Origin of the sequence: Roseibium suaedae (assembly GCF_900142725.1) — a bacterium.
Lineage (GTDB): Bacteria > Pseudomonadota > Alphaproteobacteria > Rhizobiales > Stappiaceae > Roseibium > Roseibium suaedae.
In genome coordinates this window covers 1-20101 of the sequence record NZ_FRBW01000005.1, presented here as the reverse complement: position 1 = coordinate 20101, position 20101 = coordinate 1, and the positions used below count along the sequence as shown (strand labels likewise).

Sequence of the window (20101 nt, the reverse complement as noted above, 5' to 3'; positions counted from 1 at the left end):
TGATGGTGAGGCGAGAAAACGTGGAAGATGATCGAGAGGCTTCCGCGCAAGCCGGGCCTGAGGATGCTGCAGGGCGCGATAGCGGTGCGGTCTGCCTCGTCAGAGTCCTGCGCTTCTTAGGCCTGCCAGGAGATACCCAGCAGTTGCGGCACCAGTTTGCGGAGCCGGGCAGGGTGATGTCGGCGGAGACGCTCGTGCGTGCTGCCAGACGGCTGCAGCTGAAATCCCGGCTGATCGCTAGCAACTGGACGCGGCTGCAGTCGACCCCTTTGCCGGCGCTGGCCGAGATGAAGGACGGCAGCTTCGTCATTCTGGCCGGAGCAAAGGATGACGTCGTCCTCATCCAGGACCCTCAGGCCGAAGGTGTGCAGGAACTCGACCGCGTTGCGTTTGAGGCACGCTGGAGCAAGCGCCTGATTCTGATTGCAAAACGGGCTAAATTCCTGGGTGAAGGTTCGAAGTTCGATATTTCATGGTTCATCCCGGCACTTCTGAAATATCGCAGACTGTTCGCCGAAGTTCTGCTGGCCTCGTTCTTCCTGCAGGTCGCCGCGCTCGTGACGCCATTGTTCTTTCAGGTGATCATCGACAAGGTTCTTGTTCATCGCGGCCTGACGACGCTGGATGTCCTGATCGTGGCGCTGGTCGCTGTTTCCATCTTTGAGGTCGTTCTGAGCGGCCTTAGGACCTATGTCTTTGCCCATACCACGAACCGGGTCGATGTCGAGCTGGGGGCCCGGCTCTACCGGCATCTGCTCGGACTGCCTCTCGCCTATTTCGAAGCCCGGCAGGTGGGGGAGTCTGTTGCACGCGTTCGCGAGCTTGAGAATATCCGCGACTTCATAACCGGTTCGGGCCTGACGCTGGTGATCGATCTGTTGTTCACCTGCGTCTTCTTCGCTGTGATGTGGCACTTCAGCCCGTTCCTGACGCTGATCGTCCTCGCCTCGATACCGTTCTATGTGCTGCTTGCCGTGATCGTTACGCCGGTGTTGCGCGCCCGGCTGGAGGAAAAATTCAGACAAGGCGCACAAAATCAGGCGTTCCTGGTGGAAAGTATCACCGGGGTGGAAACGCTGAAGGCACTGGCCGTGGAGCCGCAGGCGCAACGCCGGTGGGAGGAGCAACTGGCGGCCTATGTCGGAGCGTCCTTCAAGACGACCAGTCTCGGCAATATCGCGGGCCAGTCCACTCAGCTGATTAACAAGCTAACCATGGCAGCAACGCTCTATTTCGGTGCCATGGCGGTTGTGAACGGCAATCTGTCTGTCGGTGAACTTGTTGCGTTCAATATGTTGTCGGCGCGGGTTACCGGTCCAATCCTCAGGCTGGCCCAGCTCTGGAACGATTTTCAGCAGGCCCGGATATCGATTGACAGGCTTGGAGATATCCTAAACAGGCCTGTTGAACCCCAGTATAATCCCAACCGCGCAACGCTGAAACGTATCGAGGGGCGCATTCGTTTCGACCATGTCCGGTTCCGATATCAGCCGCATCTGAAGGATGTCCTCAGCGGTGTCGACATCGAGGTCCCTGCGGGACAATTGGTCGGGATTGTCGGCCCGTCGGGGTCGGGAAAGTCGACGCTTGCGAAGCTGGTGCAACGTATGTACGTGCCAATTGCGGGCCGAGTCTTGATCGATGGTGTCGACATCTCCGCCGTGGATGCGAACTGGCTGAGACAGCAGGTTGGGGTGGTGTTGCAGGAGAACCTCCTCTTCAACCGTTCTATCCGTGAAAATATCGCCCTGGCCGATCCCGGCATGCCGCTGGAGCGGGTGATTGCAGCGGCCAAGATGGCCGGTGCGGACGAGTTCATTTCAGAGCTTTCTGAAGGATACGACACGCATGTCGGCGAGCGCGGCACGAACCTGTCCGGGGGGCAGCGGCAGCGGATTGCGATTGCGCGGGCGCTGGTTGGGAATCCGCGCATTCTCATCTTCGACGAAGCCACCAGCGCGCTCGACTATGAATCCGAGCACGTCATCCAGCAGAATATGAAGCAGATCTGCCGCGGCCGTACGGTGTTGATCATTGCGCACCGGCTGTCTGCCGTCCGCCATGCCGACCGGATATTGACCATCGAAAATGGGAGGATCGTCGAAGACGGTTCTCATGAGGTTCTGGTAAAGGCGGGCGGTCGCTATTCCAAGCTATGGGGAATTCAGAGCGGGAATGCAGTCGATGCGGCATAAAGGCATGAGGGTCCCCCTCGCGAGAATTCAACCGGTCAGGATGCCTGCGGACGAGGTGATCGACGCTGAGGTTGAGGACGTGACGCCCGGATCGGGGGCTGCGGCGAAATCAGGTGACGGGACACCAAGGGCAAGACCGCAGAAGGCGAAAGCCACCAAGCGCCCTGGCAGTGTAGAGCGGGAGTTCATGCCCGCGGCGCTGGAGATCTTGGAAACACCGGCCAGCCCTGCGGGGCGACTGATCATGATGACCATTGTTGCCGGATTGATTGCGGCTGTCGCCTGGTCCTTTTTGAGCAAGGTCGACGTGGTCGTGACGGCCCCGGGACGTGTCGTTCCCATCGGCGGCACCAAGTTGGTGCAGGCGCAGGAAATAGGCACCGTACGGGCGATTCATGTGGCTGATGGCCAGCATGTCGAGGCTGGCGAGGTGCTGGTCGAGTTGGATGCGACCGATAGCGAGGTCGATATCGACCAGCTTCTGCTTCAAAAAAATGACGCCGCTCTTGAGGCTGCGCGCCTGGATGCCTTCATCAAGGCTGTCAACGGCAAGCCGTTCGAGTTTCAGCCGGAGCCGGAAGATCTGGATCCGGCACTCGTTGCCATGAACCGCAACCGGCTTGCAAGCGACCTTGCTTCGTTCCAGGCGAAACTCGGAGCATATCGTGCCGAGCGCGACCTGCAGATGGCGTCGATTGAAAAGGTCCGGGCCGAAGTCGACAAGCTGACGGAAATGAAACCGCTGGTGGTCTCCCGTGAAGCCAATATCCGTTATCTGATGGAGCAGGGGCACGCGCCTCAATCGGTCTGGCAGCAGGTCAAGGCGCAACTGGTCGACGTGACGCATGATCTGATCATCAAATCGCACCAGATAACGGAAGCGGAAAATTCACTGCAGTCCGTCGAGAAGCAGATAGAAGGTCTGAGCGCCAACACGCTACAGGCGGCCTATCAGAAACTCCTGGAGTCCAAGGAGCTCTTTGCCCGCGCGGATCTGGCCCTGCGAAAGGCGACGAAGCGGGAAGATCTTCAAACGCTGCGGGCGTCTGTCGCCGGTACGGTGCAGAACCTCACAATTCACACCATAGGTGGTGTCGTGCGACCGGCGGACGCGCTCATGGTCATCGTGCCGGACAAAGCACGGCTTGAAGTTCGTGCTCAAGTTCTCAATCGTGACAAGGGTGTTGTCGTCGAAGGCAAGGACGCAGAAATCAAGTTCGAGGCGTTCGATTTCACTCGTTATGGCACGATCAAGGGCAAGGTGCTGAGTGTTTCAAACGATGCGTTCAAGAGTGAGGATCTGGGTCTCGTCTACGAGGCCCGCATTTCTCTTGATCGGAACACGATTGAGGTGGAACGGGAAACGGTGGCCATTACACCGGGCATGATGGTTCTGGCCGAGATCAAAACCGGTAATCGCAGGATCATTGATTTTCTGCTCTCCCCACTCATGCGGTACCGGGACGAAGCCATCCGGGAGCGTTGATCCTTTGGGCGTCTGGAGTTGGCCTCCCGCATTGTTCAATGCATGCCTTCAGTTGAAGGTTGAGGCAAGATTTACGCAAACACGTGATGCCTGCGCAAGAAGGCATGTGTTTCTTGTTTCCTGAGATGTTTTTGATTTCTGGTTGTGGTGCTCAGAATCCGTCAATCGGGCTAGGTAAAAATGACAGATTAAGCATGTCTGGCATTTTGCAGTGTTCATAAGTGGAAAGTTCGGCGCCATAGCCGCTTCGTGCCATTCACCGGCGCGAATTCCTACCAAAAATGCTTGCTATAAACCTGTATACAGGTATATCATTCACAATCAGTTGAGAGACGGGGTGATGAGTGTCATGCCAAGGAGAATTACAAAAGCTGCCGTGTTTTGGCAGGCAGGATTTATCCTGCTACTCGTTTTTGCTCTTGTGCTCGCGGTCCGGAATATCGACGCCAATCTGGCGCGCGCCGGCATTTCCGTTTCCTTCGATTTCTTGAGCAGCCACGCCGGTTTCGACATCAATGAAAGCTTGATCCCGGTTTCATCCGAAAGCAGCTATGGCGAAGTGCTGTTCGCTGGCGCGATCAATACGGTTGTATTGTCGCTGATCTGCATTCTGGGGGCAACGTTCATCGGGGTCGTCATGGGAGTGCTGCGCACCAGCAATCACTATCTCGGTGTTCGTGTTGCACTTGTCTACATTGAGGTCATGAGAAACCTGCCGAAGCTGCTCATTCTTCTTGCGCTGTTTCTGGCGGCTATTAACACCCTGCCGCCGGTGCGTCAGAGCTGGGCGCTTCATGACATGGTCTTTCTTTCGAACAGGGCGCTTTATTTTCCTGCGCTGGAAGCTGGATCGGGTATGCGCCTGCTGATTGTGTTCGCGTGTCTCTGGCCTGTCAGCTTATTCGTTCTGGGCAGAGTGGCTAGGCGTATCCAGGATACATCAGGCGCCGTCTATCCTGTCTTCTGGCCGGTGACCGGGTTCTTCGCCGCTGTGGTTGCTGCCTCTGTCCTCTTCGGCTGGGTGGATTACCCGATCTCCTATCCCGTGCTGCAAGGCTTTGATTTTCAGGGTGGACACCGGATATCGATCCAGTTTCTCGTGCTCGCGGCGGCGCTCTCGATCTATCACGGCGGCCAGGTGGCTGAACTCGTCAGAGGGGCGATCGAGGCTGTACCTAAGGGGCAATTCGAGGCATCCCGGGCAACAGGCCTTAGCTTCCTGCAGATGATGCGCCTTGTGGTGCTGCCGCAAGCAGTGCGCATCGTTGTGCCGCCGATGGGCAATCAGTACCTGAATATCACGAAGAACACCTCGATCGCGCTCGCTGTGGGCTATTCGGATCTGGTTTCTGTGATGACCACGTCCATCAATCAGACGTTCCGTCCGATCGAGTTGATGACGTTGTCGATGGGCGTCTATCTGGCAATCTGTCTTGCGGTTTCCTTCGCGGTGAATGCTTACAACGCCCGCGTTTCATTAAGAGGGGGCTGAGGTGAGCGTTATCAGCAGAGACGTGCCGGTCATGAAGGAGGGTGCCCTCCAGGCGCCGCGTGTTGGCTTGGTTCAGCAGGTCAGAGGCAACCTTTTCGGCAGCAAGCGCGACGCCTTGCTGACCGTCGTTCTCGGGGCGGTCATCGTTGCGGCGGTTTACTTCGCGGTGGACTGGTTGCTTCTCAGCGCTGCGGCCCCGTGGGCTCCGGCAGAGAGCTGCGCTGCAGTTGCAGGAGCCTGCTGGCCGTTTGTCGTGGAGAAATACCGCCTTATCCTTTTCGGAACCTACCCCTATGTCGAGCAGTGGCGCTCGTTTCTCGCAAGCGTCCTGCTTATTGTGGCCGTTGCTGTCAGCATGCTGCCGTCCTTTCACAACGGCCGGCTCGTCTGGCTTTGGAGTGTCGTTGGTGCCAGTTTCTATGTGTTGATGCGCGGGGGGTATTTCGGTCTGGACTATGTTCAGCCTGAGCGCTGGAATGGCCTGCCGGTACTACTCATGCTTGCGATATTCGGGCTGGTATTCGCGTTTCCGGTCGGCGTTCTACTCTCTCTTGCGCGCTATCAAAGCCAGTTGCCCTCCATTCGCGCCTTCGCGGTGCTCTACATTGAGCTTGTCCGCGGTGTTCCGATGATCATGGTCCTGTTTCTGGGCCTGTTCGTCCTCCCTTTGATGATGCCGGAGGGGATTACCCTTTCGCCGCTGCTCACCACCATGATTGCGCTGGTGTTCTTTCATTCGGCCTATTTCGCCGAAGCTGTGAGGGGTGGTCTCCAGTCGGTACCACGCGGGCAGCACGAGGCGGCCGATAGTCAGGGTCTTGGGTATGTCCAGAAAACCCGTTTGATCATCCTGCCACAGGCGCTGCAGAGGTCTATGCCGGAGATCATGAACACGGTGCTCGGTGCCTACAAAGACACATCGCTCGTCGTCATCATCGGCATTCACGACATCATGGCCACGGCCAAAATGGCCTTCAGTGACCCCAGCTGGCAGCACTATGGCCTTGAAGCATATTTGCTCGTAGGGATCTGGTATCTCGCAACATGTTGGTGCCTGTCGTCCTACAGCAGATGGTTGGAAGCAAGAACGTCCTAAGTCTCATCTCTATTGGAGCGCAAAGATGTCCCCTCTTCGTAATTTTCTCGTTGCAAGCTGCTTTATGATTGCCACGGCGGGGTCCGCCATCGGCGGTCCCGTGATGGACGAAATCCGCAAAGATGATCGATTGGTCTGCCTGGTCAACACCAATTCCCCAGCCTTCTCCGTGCCGGATAGCGAAGGCGTCTACCGTGGTTTCAATACCGACTTCTGCCGCATGGCAGCCGCCGCCATCCTGGGCGACGCGGGCAAGGCCGATATTCGTGGGATTGGCTTTTCCGATAGTATGAAGACGATCGTTGCGAAGGGGGCCCACATGGCATCCCGTAGCATTACCAACACGGGCACCCGCGATGCAAATCCTGGCATGCGGTTTGTGGTGACGACCTTCTTTGATGGTCAGGGATTTATGGTCCCTCGCAGCCTCGGCGTGACCAGCGCGAAGGAGCTGAGTGGAGCCACGGTTTGTGCGGAAGAGGGGTCGACAACGCTGCTGAACATCGCCGACTGGTTCTCTGACCGCGGCATCCAGTACCGGGTAGAGAACATTGCCGACAAGACCGCTCGTCTTCAGGCATTCTTCAGTGGAAAGTGTGATGTCCTGGCCAGTGACCGGACGGCGCTCAACTCCGACCGTCTGCTTGCCGATGATCCTGAGGCCTACGTCATTCTTCCAGAAGTTATCTCCAACGAGCCGCTGACCTTGTTGTCGCAGCCTGATGCAGAACTGGAAAAGGCACTTTACTGGAGCTTCCAGGTGATGCTCAACGCTGAGGCGTTGAAGGTCTCGTCCGGTAACGTCGACAATGTGGTGGCGGACCTTGCCGATCAGCCGAAGTCCGTGCAGCGTCTCTTCGGGCAAGATTCCGCGGCTGGGGAGATGGCGTCTCAGATCGGTCTGCCGGCAGAGTGGAGCTACAATATCATCAAACAGGTTGGAAACTACGGTGAGGTGTACGACCGGAGCCTCGGTACCGAGGACTATGGGCTGGAGCGCGCGGGTACAGCGAATGCTCTCTTCTCTCAAGGCGGGTTGATGTACCCGCTACCCATCCGTTGACACGCCGAGGAGCAGAAGGCGGTCTGATCCCGCCTTCTGCTCCAGAGTAATCTCTGGCGGCGTGTAAGCCTCCATGGGGGCGGAGACCCGGCGATCCCGGCCGCTCTCTCCATGACCGCAATGATCACGGCTCACAAACGGCCTGGTGTGGATCGGCGCATGTGCAGCCTTGGCTATAAGCAGGAAAGCAGAACAATGTTCGAGCAGCCGGTGATCCGGATTAGGGATCTAGACAAGTGGTATGGTGTCTTTCATGCCCTGAAGAACGTTTCGCTGAACATAGGTATTGGCGAACGTGTGGTGATCTGTGGTCCCTCCGGATCTGGCAAGTCTACGCTGCTGCGCTGCATGAACCGCCTGGAGCGGCACGAAAGCGGCACGATCGAGGTCTCTGGCATTGAGCTTTCCGACGATCCCAAGGCACTGTCTCGTGTCCGCCAGGAGACGGGAATGGTGTTCCAGCAATTCAACCTCTACCCCCATCTGACCGTGCTAGAGAACTGCACCCTTGCTCCCATCTGGGTCCGGAAAAGCTCCCGGCGTGACGCGGAACGTGCAGCCGGACATTATCTGGAACGGGTCAGGATCGCGGATCAGGCCAACAAGTATCCGCATCAGTTGTCGGGCGGTCAGCAACAACGGGTCGCTATTGCCCGTACGCTTTGCATGACCCCCAAAGTCATCCTGTTCGACGAGCCGACGTCGGCCCTTGATCCCGAGATGATCAAGGAAGTCCTGGACGTGATGGTCGAACTGGCCAATGACGACATCACCATGGTTTGCGTGACCCACGAGATGGGATTTGCTCGGCGCGTGGCCGATCGGGTGATCTTCATGGACCGCGGCGAGATCGTCGAGGAAAACGAGCCGGCTGCTTTCTTTGAGAGGCCCCGGTCGGAGCGCACGCGGCGGTTTCTCGGTCAGGTCAACGCCCACTGAGGCTCATGTCTCCGGACCAATTGCTGCAGGGCGGACGATTGTTTCTGCGTCCCCTTCCTGTGCCGATTGTCCGGTCAAGAATTCGGCATGCAGACGGGATCGGACCTTCGGATTGTTCTGACATCGATATGTCATAAAACTGTCATTTTGGCTTGCTTGCCATGAGATGTACCTGTATACAAGCGTTCCATTGAACGGAATGCGATAGATGATCAGCGACTTTTCTTCCAAGCGATTTAGCGAAGTGCGGCTGAAGAACACGGATCTCCATATGTGTCTTCAGTCGTGTCCCGGAGTGCGTTTCACATCTGACGCGAAGATTGCGAGGGTTGAGTTTCTTCAGGAAGATCTTCAGCGTCTGAAGGACAGCAATGTCAGGTTGTTGCTCTCCTGTCTGACTGCGGAAGAGCTTGTTCTGGGCGTCAATCAATACGCCCGTACGCTAGCCGCATTGGGCATTGACTGGCAATTGATCTCCATTCCCGATATGTCGCCGCCCTCGACGGAGCATGCGGACAAGCTGGACAGTGCTTTTGCTTCCGCCCGCTCTGTGATGGCTTCGGGCTATCCAGTTGCAATTCATTGCATGGCGGGGCTGGGCCGGACCGGCACGGTTGCCGCTGGTCTTGCGATGACTTATGGCCTGAGCGCTGAAGAGGCAATTGCCTTCATTCGCGCCACCCATGATCGCGAAGCGATCGAAACTCCGGAACAGAAAGCCTATTTGCTGAAACAGCAAACAGCATCCCATCATATTTTACCTTAGGGTCCAGACCCTAGCTCCGTTCCAGACGGACCAAGCGTTTGCGTGAATAACTCTCTGTTCAGGAACGCGGGACCGCGCATGGTTTGCGCAATTCTGTCCGCAAGGCCCGGCGAAAGGCGAAACGGCCGTTTCCGGCCGATGGTCCATCGCCTCTTGCAGCCAAGAACTCAGCTCTTGACTGCAAGTGCCTTATAAGCGCGAACCAGATCACTTAAAGCCATGAAGAAGGTTTCAAAATCGGACCGCTCCAGCGGGCCGGTCAGCTTCACGATATTGTCCTGAATGAGGCTTGCCGCCAATTCGGGGGAATGGCGGCCGCCTGCGATCAGTCCCCGCACAGCCCGGTAGAACAGCATCTCGTTCATGTGCCGCAACGTGTCGTCAGCAAGAAGCTGATCGGTCAGCTCCTGGATGGTTTTCAGAAAGGACCAGATCCGTTCGATGTCCGGGGCACTCGACAACATCGAGACGCGAACCTGTACGTTTGCAAGAGCTTCCTGATTGTTGGCTATAGGGCGGAAGAGCTTCAGCTCGGCGACTGTTTCAAGGATGCGGGCGTGAATCTCCAGATAGTTTCTTACATCGGCATCAGCATAGTCTTCAACGATCGTTCCCACGCCGGTTCGCACGACTGCCAGCCTCTCGAAAGCAAGGCGCTGCAAAACCTGACGGATTGGGGTCCGGCTGACCTGAAACTCTTGGCCGAGTTCGTTTTCGTGAAAAACATCCCCGGGCTTGTACTGGCCGAGGCAAATCCTGTCACGAAGCGTCTGGTAGATTGTATCGACGCGAGTCTTTTCACGCATATAGGCTCTTTCGATCACATTATGTTCGTTTGTATGGGCCACGATCAGGATGGCTTGGCACCGCATATGCATCAGTAGCCGTATACGCATCGGTAAATGGCGCGAACGCGGCTGCGTGCAGCCTGCATCAAGATGGAACTATGCAGAATGCCCTTCGCAAGACGGTTGAAAAAGAAACTTTTTAAGGAGTCCTCCTGGGCCGTCCCTGATCATCGGTCTGCCTCCCCAAATCCGGTCGGGACAGCCTGCAGGCACAGCGATTCATTTTGCGCCTACTTTAACGCTTTGAAGTCGGAAAATGCATAGAAAATCGCTGCAACCAATCACCCTGTTAAGAACTCCAATCAGCGAAACCGCTCAGATAATTCTGAGCGGTGCGCCTGGTGTGGTTATTGAGGAGGATGGCGTCCTAAGCCTGAATGAAGACGTGCTGGAGGCAGAGATGTCGCGCTTGGCATCGCACGGCGTCAAGCTACTTGTCGCCCTGGTAGAGGACGCGGAGATCCACCCCGTCGCCTACGAGGATATCGCCGATGCGGCGAACTTGTCCGGCATCAGTTCCATCCGTCTTCCTATCGCGGATTTTCAAGCTCCGGCTTCCGGTCAGGAGCAACATTGGCAGACAATCCGGAACGAGGCGAAGCAGGTTTTCAGCCGTGGTCACAGCGTCGCATTCCATTGCCTTGCCGGCATCGGCCGCAGCAGCATGATGGCAGCAAGCCTGCTCATTCATCTCGGCATGTCGCCCGATGAAGCTCTCGATGCTATCCGCCGGGCATTGCCCGGCGCCGTGGAAACAAGCGCGCAACTTGCGTATCTCCGCTCGCACTGAAATTGGCGGGCTTCCTTACCGGCTCTGAGTTCCGGTCGCAAACTGGCCGCCGGCGAAATTTGGATAAAATCGTAAGTTAGAATTTGTTGTTTGAACGCTGGACTATTCTGTCTGGCTGTCAAAGCTGATGTCCGCTTTTAGGGAACCGATGCGGGGCGCCTAACGATCGACCTGGGGACGCGATGCTGTCTATCCTAATGCAGTTGCGGACCTGACATCTTGCCTGCAAAGCTCATGCTACGCCTCAACCTGACGAAGCGGATAGCGCACATAGGCAAAGTGGCACGAATCCGGGGACCAGGAGGCGACATTGATGGTGCCTTGCCCCCCGTTGAAGCGGTCAATATCGCGGATCGAACCGCCATCCGGGGTCATCGTCCTGACGATCACATCCCGGTCGGCGGGATGCCCGACCGTTCCAGGGGGATATGAAAGGTAGGCAATGAGACGGCCATCGGGTGAGGGATGGGGAAACCAGTTCACCCGCTCATCGAAGGTGAGCTGTTCGATCCCCGTTCCGTCCGGCTTCATACGGAAGACCTGGGCGTGTCCGGGGGCCGACGAGCCCTGCTCCGAATTGAAGTATATCCAGTCGCCCTGCGGTGCAAACTCGGGTCCGTCGACGGGGTGGGAGCCGTCAGTGAGGGCAAGATCGTCCCCGCCCGACGCCGGAATGAGGAAGACGCGCGTCACCGTCTTGCCGGACCCGGTTTCCAGCCCGACATAGGCGAGCTGCCCCCCATCCGGTGAAATGCCGTGAAGATAGTAGCGGAACCCGCGCTCGGGCGGATAGGTGTTAGAGATTCTGACCGGGTCACCGCCCTCCGCCTTGACGCGGTAGAGATGCCCATCGTTGGCACTCACGTAAAGATAGCGCCCGTCCGGCGAGACCAAATGGTCATTGTTCAGGTCTTCGATCGGAGCCGTGTTGATCCGTGTCGGCCCTTTAGAACCGTCTGGCGAAATTCGGAACAGTCGGCCGTCCCCGTTGTAGATCAACCATTTGCCGTCAGGCGTCCAGTTCGGCGCCTCGATCAGCTCCCCAGTTTCATAGATAACATCGGTACGTCCGCCATCATATGAGGCAACAACGAGTTCCGAGATCTGGCCTTCTCTAAGACGGCGCTGATTGATTGGGCGCATTTCGATCTCCTATCCAACCAAGCAATGAGCGGTTCGAACTTTGAGGAAAGGGGCCGGGGCCGAAGACACAAATTGGTAAAAACAGCTCGCCCCGCACACGCGCAAGCAGGATGTCAGGGTAACTCGCATGCGTCCCCACCGGACGATACGTCCATCCGAAAAATGCGACCGTTCTCCGCGACGAGAATACACAAGAGACAAAGGATGCCCATGGCAAAATAGCCGGCGGCGACCGGGATTACCGTCCCGTCGAACTGCTGACCGATATACCCGCCGATCAGAACGCCCCCCACGGTCTGGATAAAGCCGAATACCGATGACGCCGTCCCGGCAACTTCTCCAAGCGGCTCCATGGAAAGCGAGTTCATATTTGCTGCGGCCCAGCCGAAACACGACATGATGATGGCGAGCAAGGGGAGGAAGAGCCAGAACGGAACCGCGATGGTTTCGGCAAGAACAAGCCACAGGCCGCTCACCCCGGTGAATACGAGGGCAGCTCCATGCGACAGGCGGCGCATGCCGAGCCTTGCGACTGCTTTTGAGTTTGTGAAGGATGCCAATCCCATCAGAGCCGCAACACTCGCGAAGGCCACCGGGAAATACGGTCCGAGTCCATAGATACCGACGTAAATCTGCTGGGCTGAAGTCAGAAAACCAAAGAGCGAGGCAAACATGAAAGTGCCGGCAAGTCCGTAGGATATGGCTTCTCGGTTCATCACGACGATGTTGAAGGCCTCGATGACAGCACTTGGGCCAAGAGAGCGCCGGGCGTCAGAAGACAATGTCTCCGGAAGTCGAATGAGCGTCCACAAGCCAACCACCATTGCCAGCCCGCCCATGAAGAGAAAGATCGACTGCCATGGCCAAAAGGCCAGCATCATTTGTCCCAGGCCAGGAGCCAGAATGGGAATGGCCATGAACAGCATGAATACCATGGACATGACCTCGGCCATGGCCCGGCCGACATAACGGTCACGGACGATCGAGGTTGCTATCACCCGCGTGCTGGCGGCACCAAGGCCCTGGACGAACCGAAGCGCCAGGACCATGAAGAAGCTTGGAGAGAATATTACGGCAATTGCTGCGAAAATATAGATAGCGATGCCTGCCAGAAGCGGTCCCCGCCGACCGAAGCGATCCGAAACCGGACCAAAGAAAATCTCCCCCACACCGTAGCCCATCATGTAGGCGCTGATAATGAACTGGCGTTCATTCTCGGTGCTTACTCCAAGCGCATCGCCCATGAAGGGGAGAGCCGGCAGCATGATGTCGATGGCCAGGGAGTTCAGAGCCATCAACGCGGCGACAATACCGATGAACTCGGCGCGCGAGATATCGCGGCTTGGAAGCAATTTCATGAAGGATATCCGTGATGACTTGCCGGGTCGGGATTTTCTCTTCCGGCCTTTGCCGCATTATCTCACCGGGCCGACCAAAAGTTGGCCGAGAAATCCTCAACGCTATAATGAGCGCCATTCATCACCTGATGAATAGATGAACGTTGGACGGTCGCACAACATTCCCGACGGGACCTTCGCATGTCGAGCGCGCCCGCAAGATCCGCACCTGGGCCTGGTGCCCTTAGCGGTCCGGTCAGCCAAGCGGGCATGCTCGCGGCAGTCTCTTGAAGATGCGCTTGCGGACCATGACGTCAGCTTTTCATCGGTACTCCACCTGGTGTCAAGCCTGGCTGCACATAGCGTTGAGCTTCGAGCCGGCTGAAATCCTCTGCCCCGCGCATACGTTGAGACTGTTGCGCGGGGCCCCTCGCGCGGTTTTCTAAAGAGGAGTTCTCATGACTGATGCCACCGACACAGGCTGGATGGATACTGACACCGGACGCCGCACCTTTCTCAAGTTGGCTGCCGGGACAGGAGCGCTGAGCGCGACAAGTCTCGCAGGTAGCGCAACAGCCTATGCCGCTGCCGAAGCAACGCCTTCCGCCTTCAACGCACCGTTTCCCGTGTCAGGCTATGCTGCCCAGTCCGCGACATCACCTTTGGGGCCATTCGATTTTAAACGCCGTGCCATCGGCACCAACGATGTCGCCATCGAAATCCATTACTGCGGAGTCTGTCATTCCGATATTCATACCGCGCGTGGTCACTGGGGCCCCCAACGATATCCTCTCGTGACGGGGCATGAGATCGCAGGGGTCGTCACTGCGGTCGGGAGCGGCGTAAGCCAATTTCGCGTGGGCGACCGCGTCGGCGTTGGCTGCATGGTCAATTCCTGCGGCCACTGTCACGAGTGCGATGCCGGCTTTGAGCAGTATTGCGAGAACGGATCGACCATGACCTATGGCACGGGAGTGTCAGTCGAGGTGGAACCGACGGAAACCACTCAGGGTGGTTACTCGACAGGGGTGGTCGTGGACAAGGACTTTGTGATCCGCATCCCCGAAACCTTCGATCTTGCGGCAGCAGGTCCGGTAATGTGTGCCGCGGTTACGGTTTATTCGCCGTTGCGACACTGGAACGTGCGCAAGGGAGCCAAGATAGGGGTCGTCGGAATGGGTGGGCTCGGCCACTTTGCCGTGAAGATCGCGAATGCGCTTGGCGCTGAAGTGGTGGTCTTCACAACGAGCCCGGACAAGGAAGAGGATGCCCGAACGTTCGGCGCTTCGGATGTCATCGTGAACTACGGAGAGGCGAAGATGGCAGAGCATGCCAGGTCGCTCGACTTCATCCTGAACACCGTGCCTTACCAGCACGATATGGACCCGCTAGTCGGCATGCTGAAGCGTGACGCCACCATGTGCCTCGTGGGTATCGGAGACGTGAGCGAGCCGAACCAGCTTTCGCCGTTCTCGACGATCCAGCGGAGAAACTCTTTCGCAGGTTCCCTGATCGGCAGCATACGGGAAACTCAGGAGGTCATCGACTTCTGCGATCTGCACGGCATCGCGCCGGAATATCAGCTTATCCGCTTCGAGGACCTGAATCAGACCTGGGAAGACGTGATCGCCAAGCGAGCACGCTACCGCTACGTGATCGACGTCCAGAAGGCCTAAGGCGGCTCTGATGTTGTGGCCACCCGCATGCCCCAGCGGGCGGCCACCCAACTGCGCTGAAGCCTCGCATCGCTGCTGTCTGACCCGATTGAAAAACAAGGCGTGGCGCAATAACCCCTCTTCACTTCGCAAAAACAAGGAATGCACCCTTCGTGTTTCACCTCGTGACCGGGTTCCTAGGCCTGTTCGTGGCCCTACATGTCTGGCCGCTCTTGCCGAAAGGCTTTGCCTTCAAAGCCTTTTCCTTTGCATTGATCATGTTGGTGTCCCAGCATCACCTGATCACGAAGCTCACCTTCGGTACGATGTTCGCGGCTGAGATCCCCCGCAGCATGATGATCGTGGTGAATATTCTGTTTGCCACCCTGGTTTTCGCTGCGGTGCTCTTTCTTGCGCTCGAAATCCTGCGCATCGTCGGCTTCATCGTGAACCAGAGATGGCTGCCACTGCCACCTGTCGCGAGCTGGCTCGTATTGTCTGTGGCGCTGGCGCTCGGCGGCACCGGCGTCCTGTCTGCAATTGGACAACCGGACGTTCGACGAGTGGAAATCCCGATAAGGGGCTTGTCGACATCTCTCGACGGATATCGGGTCGTTCAGCTCACGGACCTTCATCTGAGCCGAATTTTCACGGCATCCTGGTCAAGCGAGGTGGTCGAGCGAACCAACGCGCTGGAAGCCGATGCTATTGTTATTACGGGGGATTTGATCGATGGAACAATCGCCGACCGGACAAAGGATGTCGCCCCCCTTGGCAATCTGAAGGCTTCAGATGGGGTTTTCGTGATATCCGGAAACCACGAATACTACTTCGGCCATGACGCCTGGATGAACCATTACGAAGGGTTGGGGATGACACGTCTGGCAAACTCCCATGTGGTCCTTGGCTCCGCTGAAGAGGGGCTGGTTCTGGCTGGAATCCCGGACCTTTCTGCGGCCGGGTTTGGTCACCCCGGTCCGGATTTGGCGACAGCCCTGGAAGCCGCACCTGAGGATCTGCCCGTCGTCCTCCTCAACCATCAACCGAAGATGGCCGCTGACTACGAGGAAGCCGGCGTTGCCCTACAGCTCTCCGGACACACTCATGGCGGCATGATCAAGGGCTTCGACTGGCTGATCAGCAAGTTCAACGGGGGCTATGTTTCTGGCTTGTATTCCGTCGGTGAGATGACGCTCTACGTCAGCAACGGAACCGCGCTTTGGCCCGGCTTCGCCGTGCGGCTCGGTGTGCCGGCAGAGATTACGGTTTTTACCCTGCGGACGCCTTGATCCTCGGCAAACCTGTCGGAAATCGCAATTCGAGATAGGATGATGACAACCGCATCCGCGGTGGCAGGCTCAGCCCGGCAAAGCGCAAATGCCCCGCCGGTTTTTCCGACGGGGCATTGATGATTTGTCCGTAGAGTATCAGTCCCACTTCGGCGACAGGTCTTCCGGCGCGATGATGCGTCCGTCCGGGCGCGCAAGAGCGTAGATGGCCTGCATTTCCGCGTCAGACAGCTCGAAGTCGAAGATGCCGAAGTTTTCCGGCAGGCGAGCCAAACGGGCGGTCTTGGAAAGGGTGACAACCCTCGGCTGCTGAACGAGCCACCGCAGGGCAACCTGAGCCGCTGTCTTGCCATGGGCCGCGCCAATATCCTTCAGGATCGCGTCGTTCGGAACGGCACCGTCCGCCATGCCGTAGTATCCGGTCAGGGCCATGTCGAGCTCTTCACAAGCCGCGAGGACCGGAGCCTAGCTCAGGTATGGGTGGTATTCCACCTGATTGGTTACCAGCGGTGCGGCGGAGAGCCGGGCGGCCTCATGCATTTCGGCAACATTGTAGTTGCTGATGCCGATGTGTTTGGCCATGCCCTTGGCGACGGTCTTGTTCAGCTCTTCAATTTGAACTTCGCGCAGGGTGTCATTGCCGTGCGGCCAATGCAGCAGAAGGAGATCGACATTGTCGACGCCAAGCTTCGTGAGGCTTTCCTCGACCGAGGGAAGGAATTTTTCCGGCGCGAATTCCGAGACCCAGACCTTGGTGGTCAGGAAGATCTCGTCGCGCGGCACGCCCGAGGCCCTGATGGCAGCACCGACCGCAGCTTCATTGCCATAGACCTGTGCCGTGTCCACGTGACGGAACCCGAGCTTGAGGGCTTGCGGCAGAACCTCGGCCACTTCGGCCTCACTCATCCGGAAAGTGCCGAACCCGAGCGCGGGGATCGATGCCCCGTTTGCAGTTACATCATGCATCTTTTTTTCCTTTATCGTGTTTTTGGCGGCCGCGCCTTTTCGGCGTGACGGCGGGCCTTCTCTTCTTCCGAAAGGTCCTTGCGCTCCTCACCGATGCGCTGTGTGGCCTCGTCGCCACCGATCAGGCTGGTGACGCCTGCCATCATTGCCTCGACGCCCTGACGGGCCACCAGCACCGGATCGTTCTTCCAGCTGTTGTCACCGAAAACGGTAGCGTCCATGCCGGCGCGGTGATGGAACTCCGTTGCCGTCGCTCCCGGATGCAGGATCGTCACGTTGACCCCGGTTCCGCGCAGCTCTTCGCGCAATCCGTGGCCGAAGGAACTCATGAAGGCCTTGGAGGGACCGTAAACGCTTTCGTACGGGGTGGGTGCCATGGCCGAGACGGAGCTGACCATGAGGATCTTGCCCTGCGTCCTGATCAGATCGGGGACCAGAGCGTGGCAGAGCCGCACCGTCGAGCCGATGTTCAGATCTATCAGGTTCAAGTGGCGTTCCAGAGCGTTGTCGAGAAAAGCACCGCCAACGGCGATGCCGGCGTTCAGCACCATGACATCCAGCCGGCCTGCCGCCTGCACGGCCTCGACAACCTGCTGAACGCCTTCCGGGCGCGACAGATCCGATTGGACGGCGGTCACTTTGCCACCACAGGCGCGCAGCGCTTCGGCAGCGTCATGCACCCTAGGGCTGATACCGGTGACGATCAGGTCGTGTCCGTCCGCCGCCAGAAGCTTGGCAATTTCCAGCCCGATTCCGGCCGAACCGCCGGTGACGAGTGCAATGGGCCTCATGATTTCATCCATTGTGCGAAATCCTCCTTGTAATCAGGGTGCCAGCGCGACAGCGCCGGGCGGTTGCGGATCATGTCATCGGCTGCCCAGCGAATGCGTTTGGCATCCATGGTGGCCGTCACCTCGTTGTCCGGGCACAGAATGTAGAAATCGCCATTCAGCAGCCGGGCTATGAAGTAGTCGACCATTTGCCTGGCGGACCAGGGGGCCTCGGGTTTGCGGTTGCCCGGTTTGGCCTCAGGGAAGTTCATCGGCGTATAGGTGTAACCGGGAACCAGCAGGTGGGCGGAAACACGCCCGGCTGAGACATTGCGTAACTCATGCTCAAGCTGCTCTGTCAAAATCTTGATGCCAGCCTTGGCGACCGAATAGACGGCTTGTCCCGGCGGGGTGGTAATGCCTTCCTTGGATCCCAGATTGACAATGGCAGCGGGCGCATCTGCCTCCAACATGCCGGGGACAAAGAGGTGTTGCAGCCTCAATGCAGAGGTGAAGTTGACGTCAAGCGCCTCGCGCCAGTCTTCGGGGGAGGCCCAGGGGCCAAAGCGCCGCATCATTCCCGCGTTGTTGATGAGCAGGTTCGGCGAGCCGAAGCGGGCCGTTGCCTCCGCGTGGAGCCGTTCGCAGTCGTCCATGCGGGCAACGTCTCCAACGAGGGAGAGGGCTTCTGTCTCTAGGTTTCCGGCCAGCGTGTCCAAAGCCGTTTCGTCGCGGTCGAACAGCACGAGGTTCATACCGCGAGCCGCGAGATCCTCGGCAATGGCCGCGCCAATTCCCTTGGCCGCCCCGGTGATCACGGCAACCGAACCTGGTGAAACGATCTGTTGCATTCTGTTCATGACACATCCTTTCCGTGAAGCTTGAGCGATATGGCAAAGAGAGCGAGGCTCATGAGGGCGAGTGCAGCTCCGGCACTTCCTTGTTCTCGTTGCCGGAGACATAGAGACAAAGACCCGGATCCGTAAGACGAGGGAAACTGCACGCAGTAATGAGTAAAATTAAACGAAGTTTGCGTTATGATGGCGTACAGCAAGGAATACGTCATGAAACTCAATCGCACTGACCTGGGCGATCTCAACCTGTTTCGCGTGATTGCCGAGGCCGGCGGCTTCCGCAAGGCGGCAGCCGAACTTGATCTGTCCCCCTCGGCGCTCAGCCATGCCATGCGCGGACTGGAAACCCGGCAGGGCGTGCGGCTGTTCAACCGGACCAATCGCAGTGTCACGCTGACGCAAGTCGGAAGAGAACTCTTGGCGGATGTTCAGGAAGGTCTGGCCGCGATCGAAGCGGGACTTGAGGGCCTGAACCGCTATCGCGACAGGCCTGCTGGAAATCTGCGGATCAATGTGCCAAGCGATGCCGCACGGCTTGTCCTCGCTCCGGTTCTCGCTGACTACATGCACCGCTATCCGGAAGTTCATGTCGAGGTAGAGATCAACGACCATGTCATCGACATCGTCCAGGAAGGCTTCGATGCGGGCATCCGCTACGGCGGCAGCGTACCCGAAGACATGATTGCTCTGCCGCTCGGTCCCGAACTTCGCTGGCTGGCGGTCGCGTCACCCGGCTATCTCGCATCGGCACCGTTACTGGAACACCCTGACGATCTGAAGAACCACAAGTGCATTGGGCTGCGCATGGGCAACGGCCGCATCTACAATTGGGAGCTGGAGCGTGGAACGGAGGAAGTCGTTCTGTCGCTTGACTGGTCGGTGATCGTCAATGAGACCATCCTGTCTCTGGAACTGGCAGAAACCGGTGGAGCAATCTGCTACACGCTCGAAGACAGGGTCCGTCCGCAACTTGCAGACGGACGCCTGATACATGTGCTTCCTGAATGGTCCTCCATGGGACCGGCTTTCCACCTTTACTATCCCAGCCGCCGGCAGCTTCCTGAAGCCCTGCGCGCCCTCTTGAGAACAATGCAACGCGGGCGACGTCCTGCTTGAAACGTGGCGGATACGCTGCAATTTGCGGCGCTACTGTAAAAGTCACTCGTCTTTTCACGTCCGGTTTCGGGGAGCTATTCTGTTCGTTGGAACGTCCGGAACGGCATCGCTTCGCCATCGGAAGCCGCAGCGCTTGGCGTGATGGGGTCGTTGATTATCGTCCTGTTCCAGCGATCTCTGACCTTCGTGCAGTTCAACAAATCGGTCAGCGGAGCGATCCGTGCCACGGTCATGATCGTCACGATCGTTGCCTGCTCTGCAATCTTCTCGAACTATCTGGCCTTCACCCGCATCAC

17 protein-coding genes and 2 pseudogenes are annotated in these 20101 nt (G+C 57.9%); 12 read left to right on the top strand and 7 right to left on the bottom strand.

The window, feature by feature from the left end:
* The first annotated feature begins 20 nt into the window (after positions 1-20).
* Positions 21-2195: a type I secretion system permease/ATPase gene (locus BUA94_RS19020; protein WP_235860646.1), complete on the top strand. Its 2175-nt coding sequence runs from the start codon at positions 21-23 to the stop codon at positions 2193-2195.
* Between the two features lie 27 nt (positions 2196-2222).
* On the opposite strand, the gene BUA94_RS23630 is transcribed toward BUA94_RS19020, so the two are convergent.
* On the bottom strand, positions 2223-2441 hold the full coding sequence (locus BUA94_RS23630) for a hypothetical protein (RefSeq protein WP_175558083.1): 219 nt from the start codon (positions 2439-2441) through the stop codon (positions 2223-2225).
* On the opposite strand from BUA94_RS23630, the gene BUA94_RS19015 reads away from it, so the two are divergent.
* The 6 genes from BUA94_RS19015 (at position 2440) to BUA94_RS18990 (ending at position 9037) form a co-directional block, all read left to right on the top strand.
* Entirely contained in the window at positions 2440-3681 is a 1242-nt protein-coding gene (locus BUA94_RS19015; protein ID WP_175558082.1) for an HlyD family type I secretion periplasmic adaptor subunit, read from the top strand. The genes BUA94_RS23630 and BUA94_RS19015 overlap by 2 nt on opposite strands.
* A gap of 340 nt (positions 3682-4021) precedes the next feature.
* Positions 4022-5173 carry an amino acid ABC transporter permease gene (locus BUA94_RS19010; protein WP_084082132.1) on the top strand — a complete coding sequence of 384 codons (1152 nt, stop codon included), beginning with the start codon at positions 4022-4024 and terminating at the stop codon, positions 5171-5173.
* Between the two features lies 1 nt (position 5174).
* Positions 5175-6269: an amino acid ABC transporter permease gene (locus BUA94_RS19005; RefSeq protein WP_139251209.1), complete on the top strand. Its 1095-nt coding sequence runs from the start codon at positions 5175-5177 to the stop codon at positions 6267-6269.
* A gap of 25 nt (positions 6270-6294) precedes the next feature.
* On the top strand, positions 6295-7332 hold the full coding sequence (locus BUA94_RS19000) for a type 2 periplasmic-binding domain-containing protein (RefSeq protein WP_073014950.1): 1038 nt from the start codon (positions 6295-6297) through the stop codon (positions 7330-7332).
* 195 nt (positions 7333-7527) lie between these two features.
* Positions 7528-8271 (top strand): amino acid ABC transporter ATP-binding protein, encoded by a 744-nt coding sequence (locus BUA94_RS18995; RefSeq protein ID WP_139251208.1) that lies wholly within the window; start codon positions 7528-7530, stop codon positions 8269-8271.
* Positions 8272-8479: 208 nt separating this feature from the next.
* A complete protein-coding gene (locus BUA94_RS18990) occupies positions 8480-9037 on the top strand; it encodes a phosphatase domain-containing putative toxin (RefSeq protein ID WP_073014949.1) in 558 nt (185 codons plus the stop codon).
* A 167-nt stretch (positions 9038-9204) separates the two neighbouring features.
* On the opposite strand, the gene BUA94_RS18985 is transcribed toward BUA94_RS18990, so the two are convergent.
* Positions 9205-9843, bottom strand: a complete 639-nt coding sequence (locus tag BUA94_RS18985; protein WP_084082153.1) for a GntR family transcriptional regulator — start codon at positions 9841-9843, stop codon at positions 9205-9207.
* A gap of 298 nt (positions 9844-10141) precedes the next feature.
* On the opposite strand from BUA94_RS18985, the gene BUA94_RS18980 reads away from it, so the two are divergent.
* Positions 10142-10675 carry a phosphatase domain-containing putative toxin gene (locus tag BUA94_RS18980; protein WP_073014947.1) on the top strand — a complete coding sequence of 178 codons (534 nt, stop codon included), beginning with the start codon at positions 10142-10144 and terminating at the stop codon, positions 10673-10675.
* A 237-nt stretch (positions 10676-10912) separates the two neighbouring features.
* Here the strand turns inward: BUA94_RS18980 and BUA94_RS18975 are convergent, their stop codons facing one another.
* Positions 10913-11818, bottom strand: coding sequence for a TolB family protein (locus BUA94_RS18975; protein WP_073014946.1), 906 nt, complete (start codon positions 11816-11818; stop codon positions 10913-10915).
* 113 nt (positions 11819-11931) lie between these two features.
* Positions 11932-13176 (bottom strand): multidrug effflux MFS transporter, encoded by a 1245-nt coding sequence (locus BUA94_RS18970; protein ID WP_073014945.1) that lies wholly within the window; start codon positions 13174-13176, stop codon positions 11932-11934.
* A gap of 437 nt (positions 13177-13613) precedes the next feature.
* Between BUA94_RS18970 and BUA94_RS18965 the strand changes: the two genes are divergently transcribed.
* Positions 13614-14831: an NAD(P)-dependent alcohol dehydrogenase gene (locus BUA94_RS18965; protein ID WP_235860645.1), complete on the top strand. Its 1218-nt coding sequence runs from the start codon at positions 13614-13616 to the stop codon at positions 14829-14831.
* Between the two features lie 152 nt (positions 14832-14983).
* A complete protein-coding gene (locus tag BUA94_RS18960; RefSeq protein ID WP_073014944.1) occupies positions 14984-16099 on the top strand; it encodes a metallophosphoesterase in 1116 nt (371 codons plus the stop codon).
* Positions 16100-16237: 138 nt separating this feature from the next.
* Here BUA94_RS18960 and BUA94_RS18955 read toward each other — a convergent pair.
* The 3 genes and pseudogenes from BUA94_RS18955 to BUA94_RS18945 all read right to left on the bottom strand — a co-directional run bounded on the left by BUA94_RS18955 (position 16238) and on the right by BUA94_RS18945 (position 18695).
* A pseudogene (locus BUA94_RS18955) lies at positions 16238-17065 on the bottom strand (aldo/keto reductase).
* Between the two features lie 11 nt (positions 17066-17076).
* On the bottom strand, positions 17077-17856 hold the full coding sequence (locus BUA94_RS18950; RefSeq protein WP_073015206.1) for an SDR family NAD(P)-dependent oxidoreductase: 780 nt from the start codon (positions 17854-17856) through the stop codon (positions 17077-17079).
* Positions 17853-18695, bottom strand: a complete 843-nt coding sequence (locus BUA94_RS18945) for an SDR family NAD(P)-dependent oxidoreductase (RefSeq protein ID WP_073014943.1) — start codon at positions 18693-18695, stop codon at positions 17853-17855. The genes BUA94_RS18950 and BUA94_RS18945 overlap by 4 nt, the downstream gene beginning before the upstream one ends.
* Positions 18696-18899: 204 nt before the next feature.
* Between BUA94_RS18945 and BUA94_RS18940 the strand changes: the two genes are divergently transcribed.
* Positions 18900-19805: a LysR family transcriptional regulator gene (locus tag BUA94_RS18940; protein WP_073015205.1), complete on the top strand. Its 906-nt coding sequence runs from the start codon at positions 18900-18902 to the stop codon at positions 19803-19805.
* 102 nt (positions 19806-19907) lie between these two features.
* A pseudogene (locus BUA94_RS18935) lies at positions 19908-20101 on the top strand (TRAP transporter large permease subunit); the annotation flags it as partial.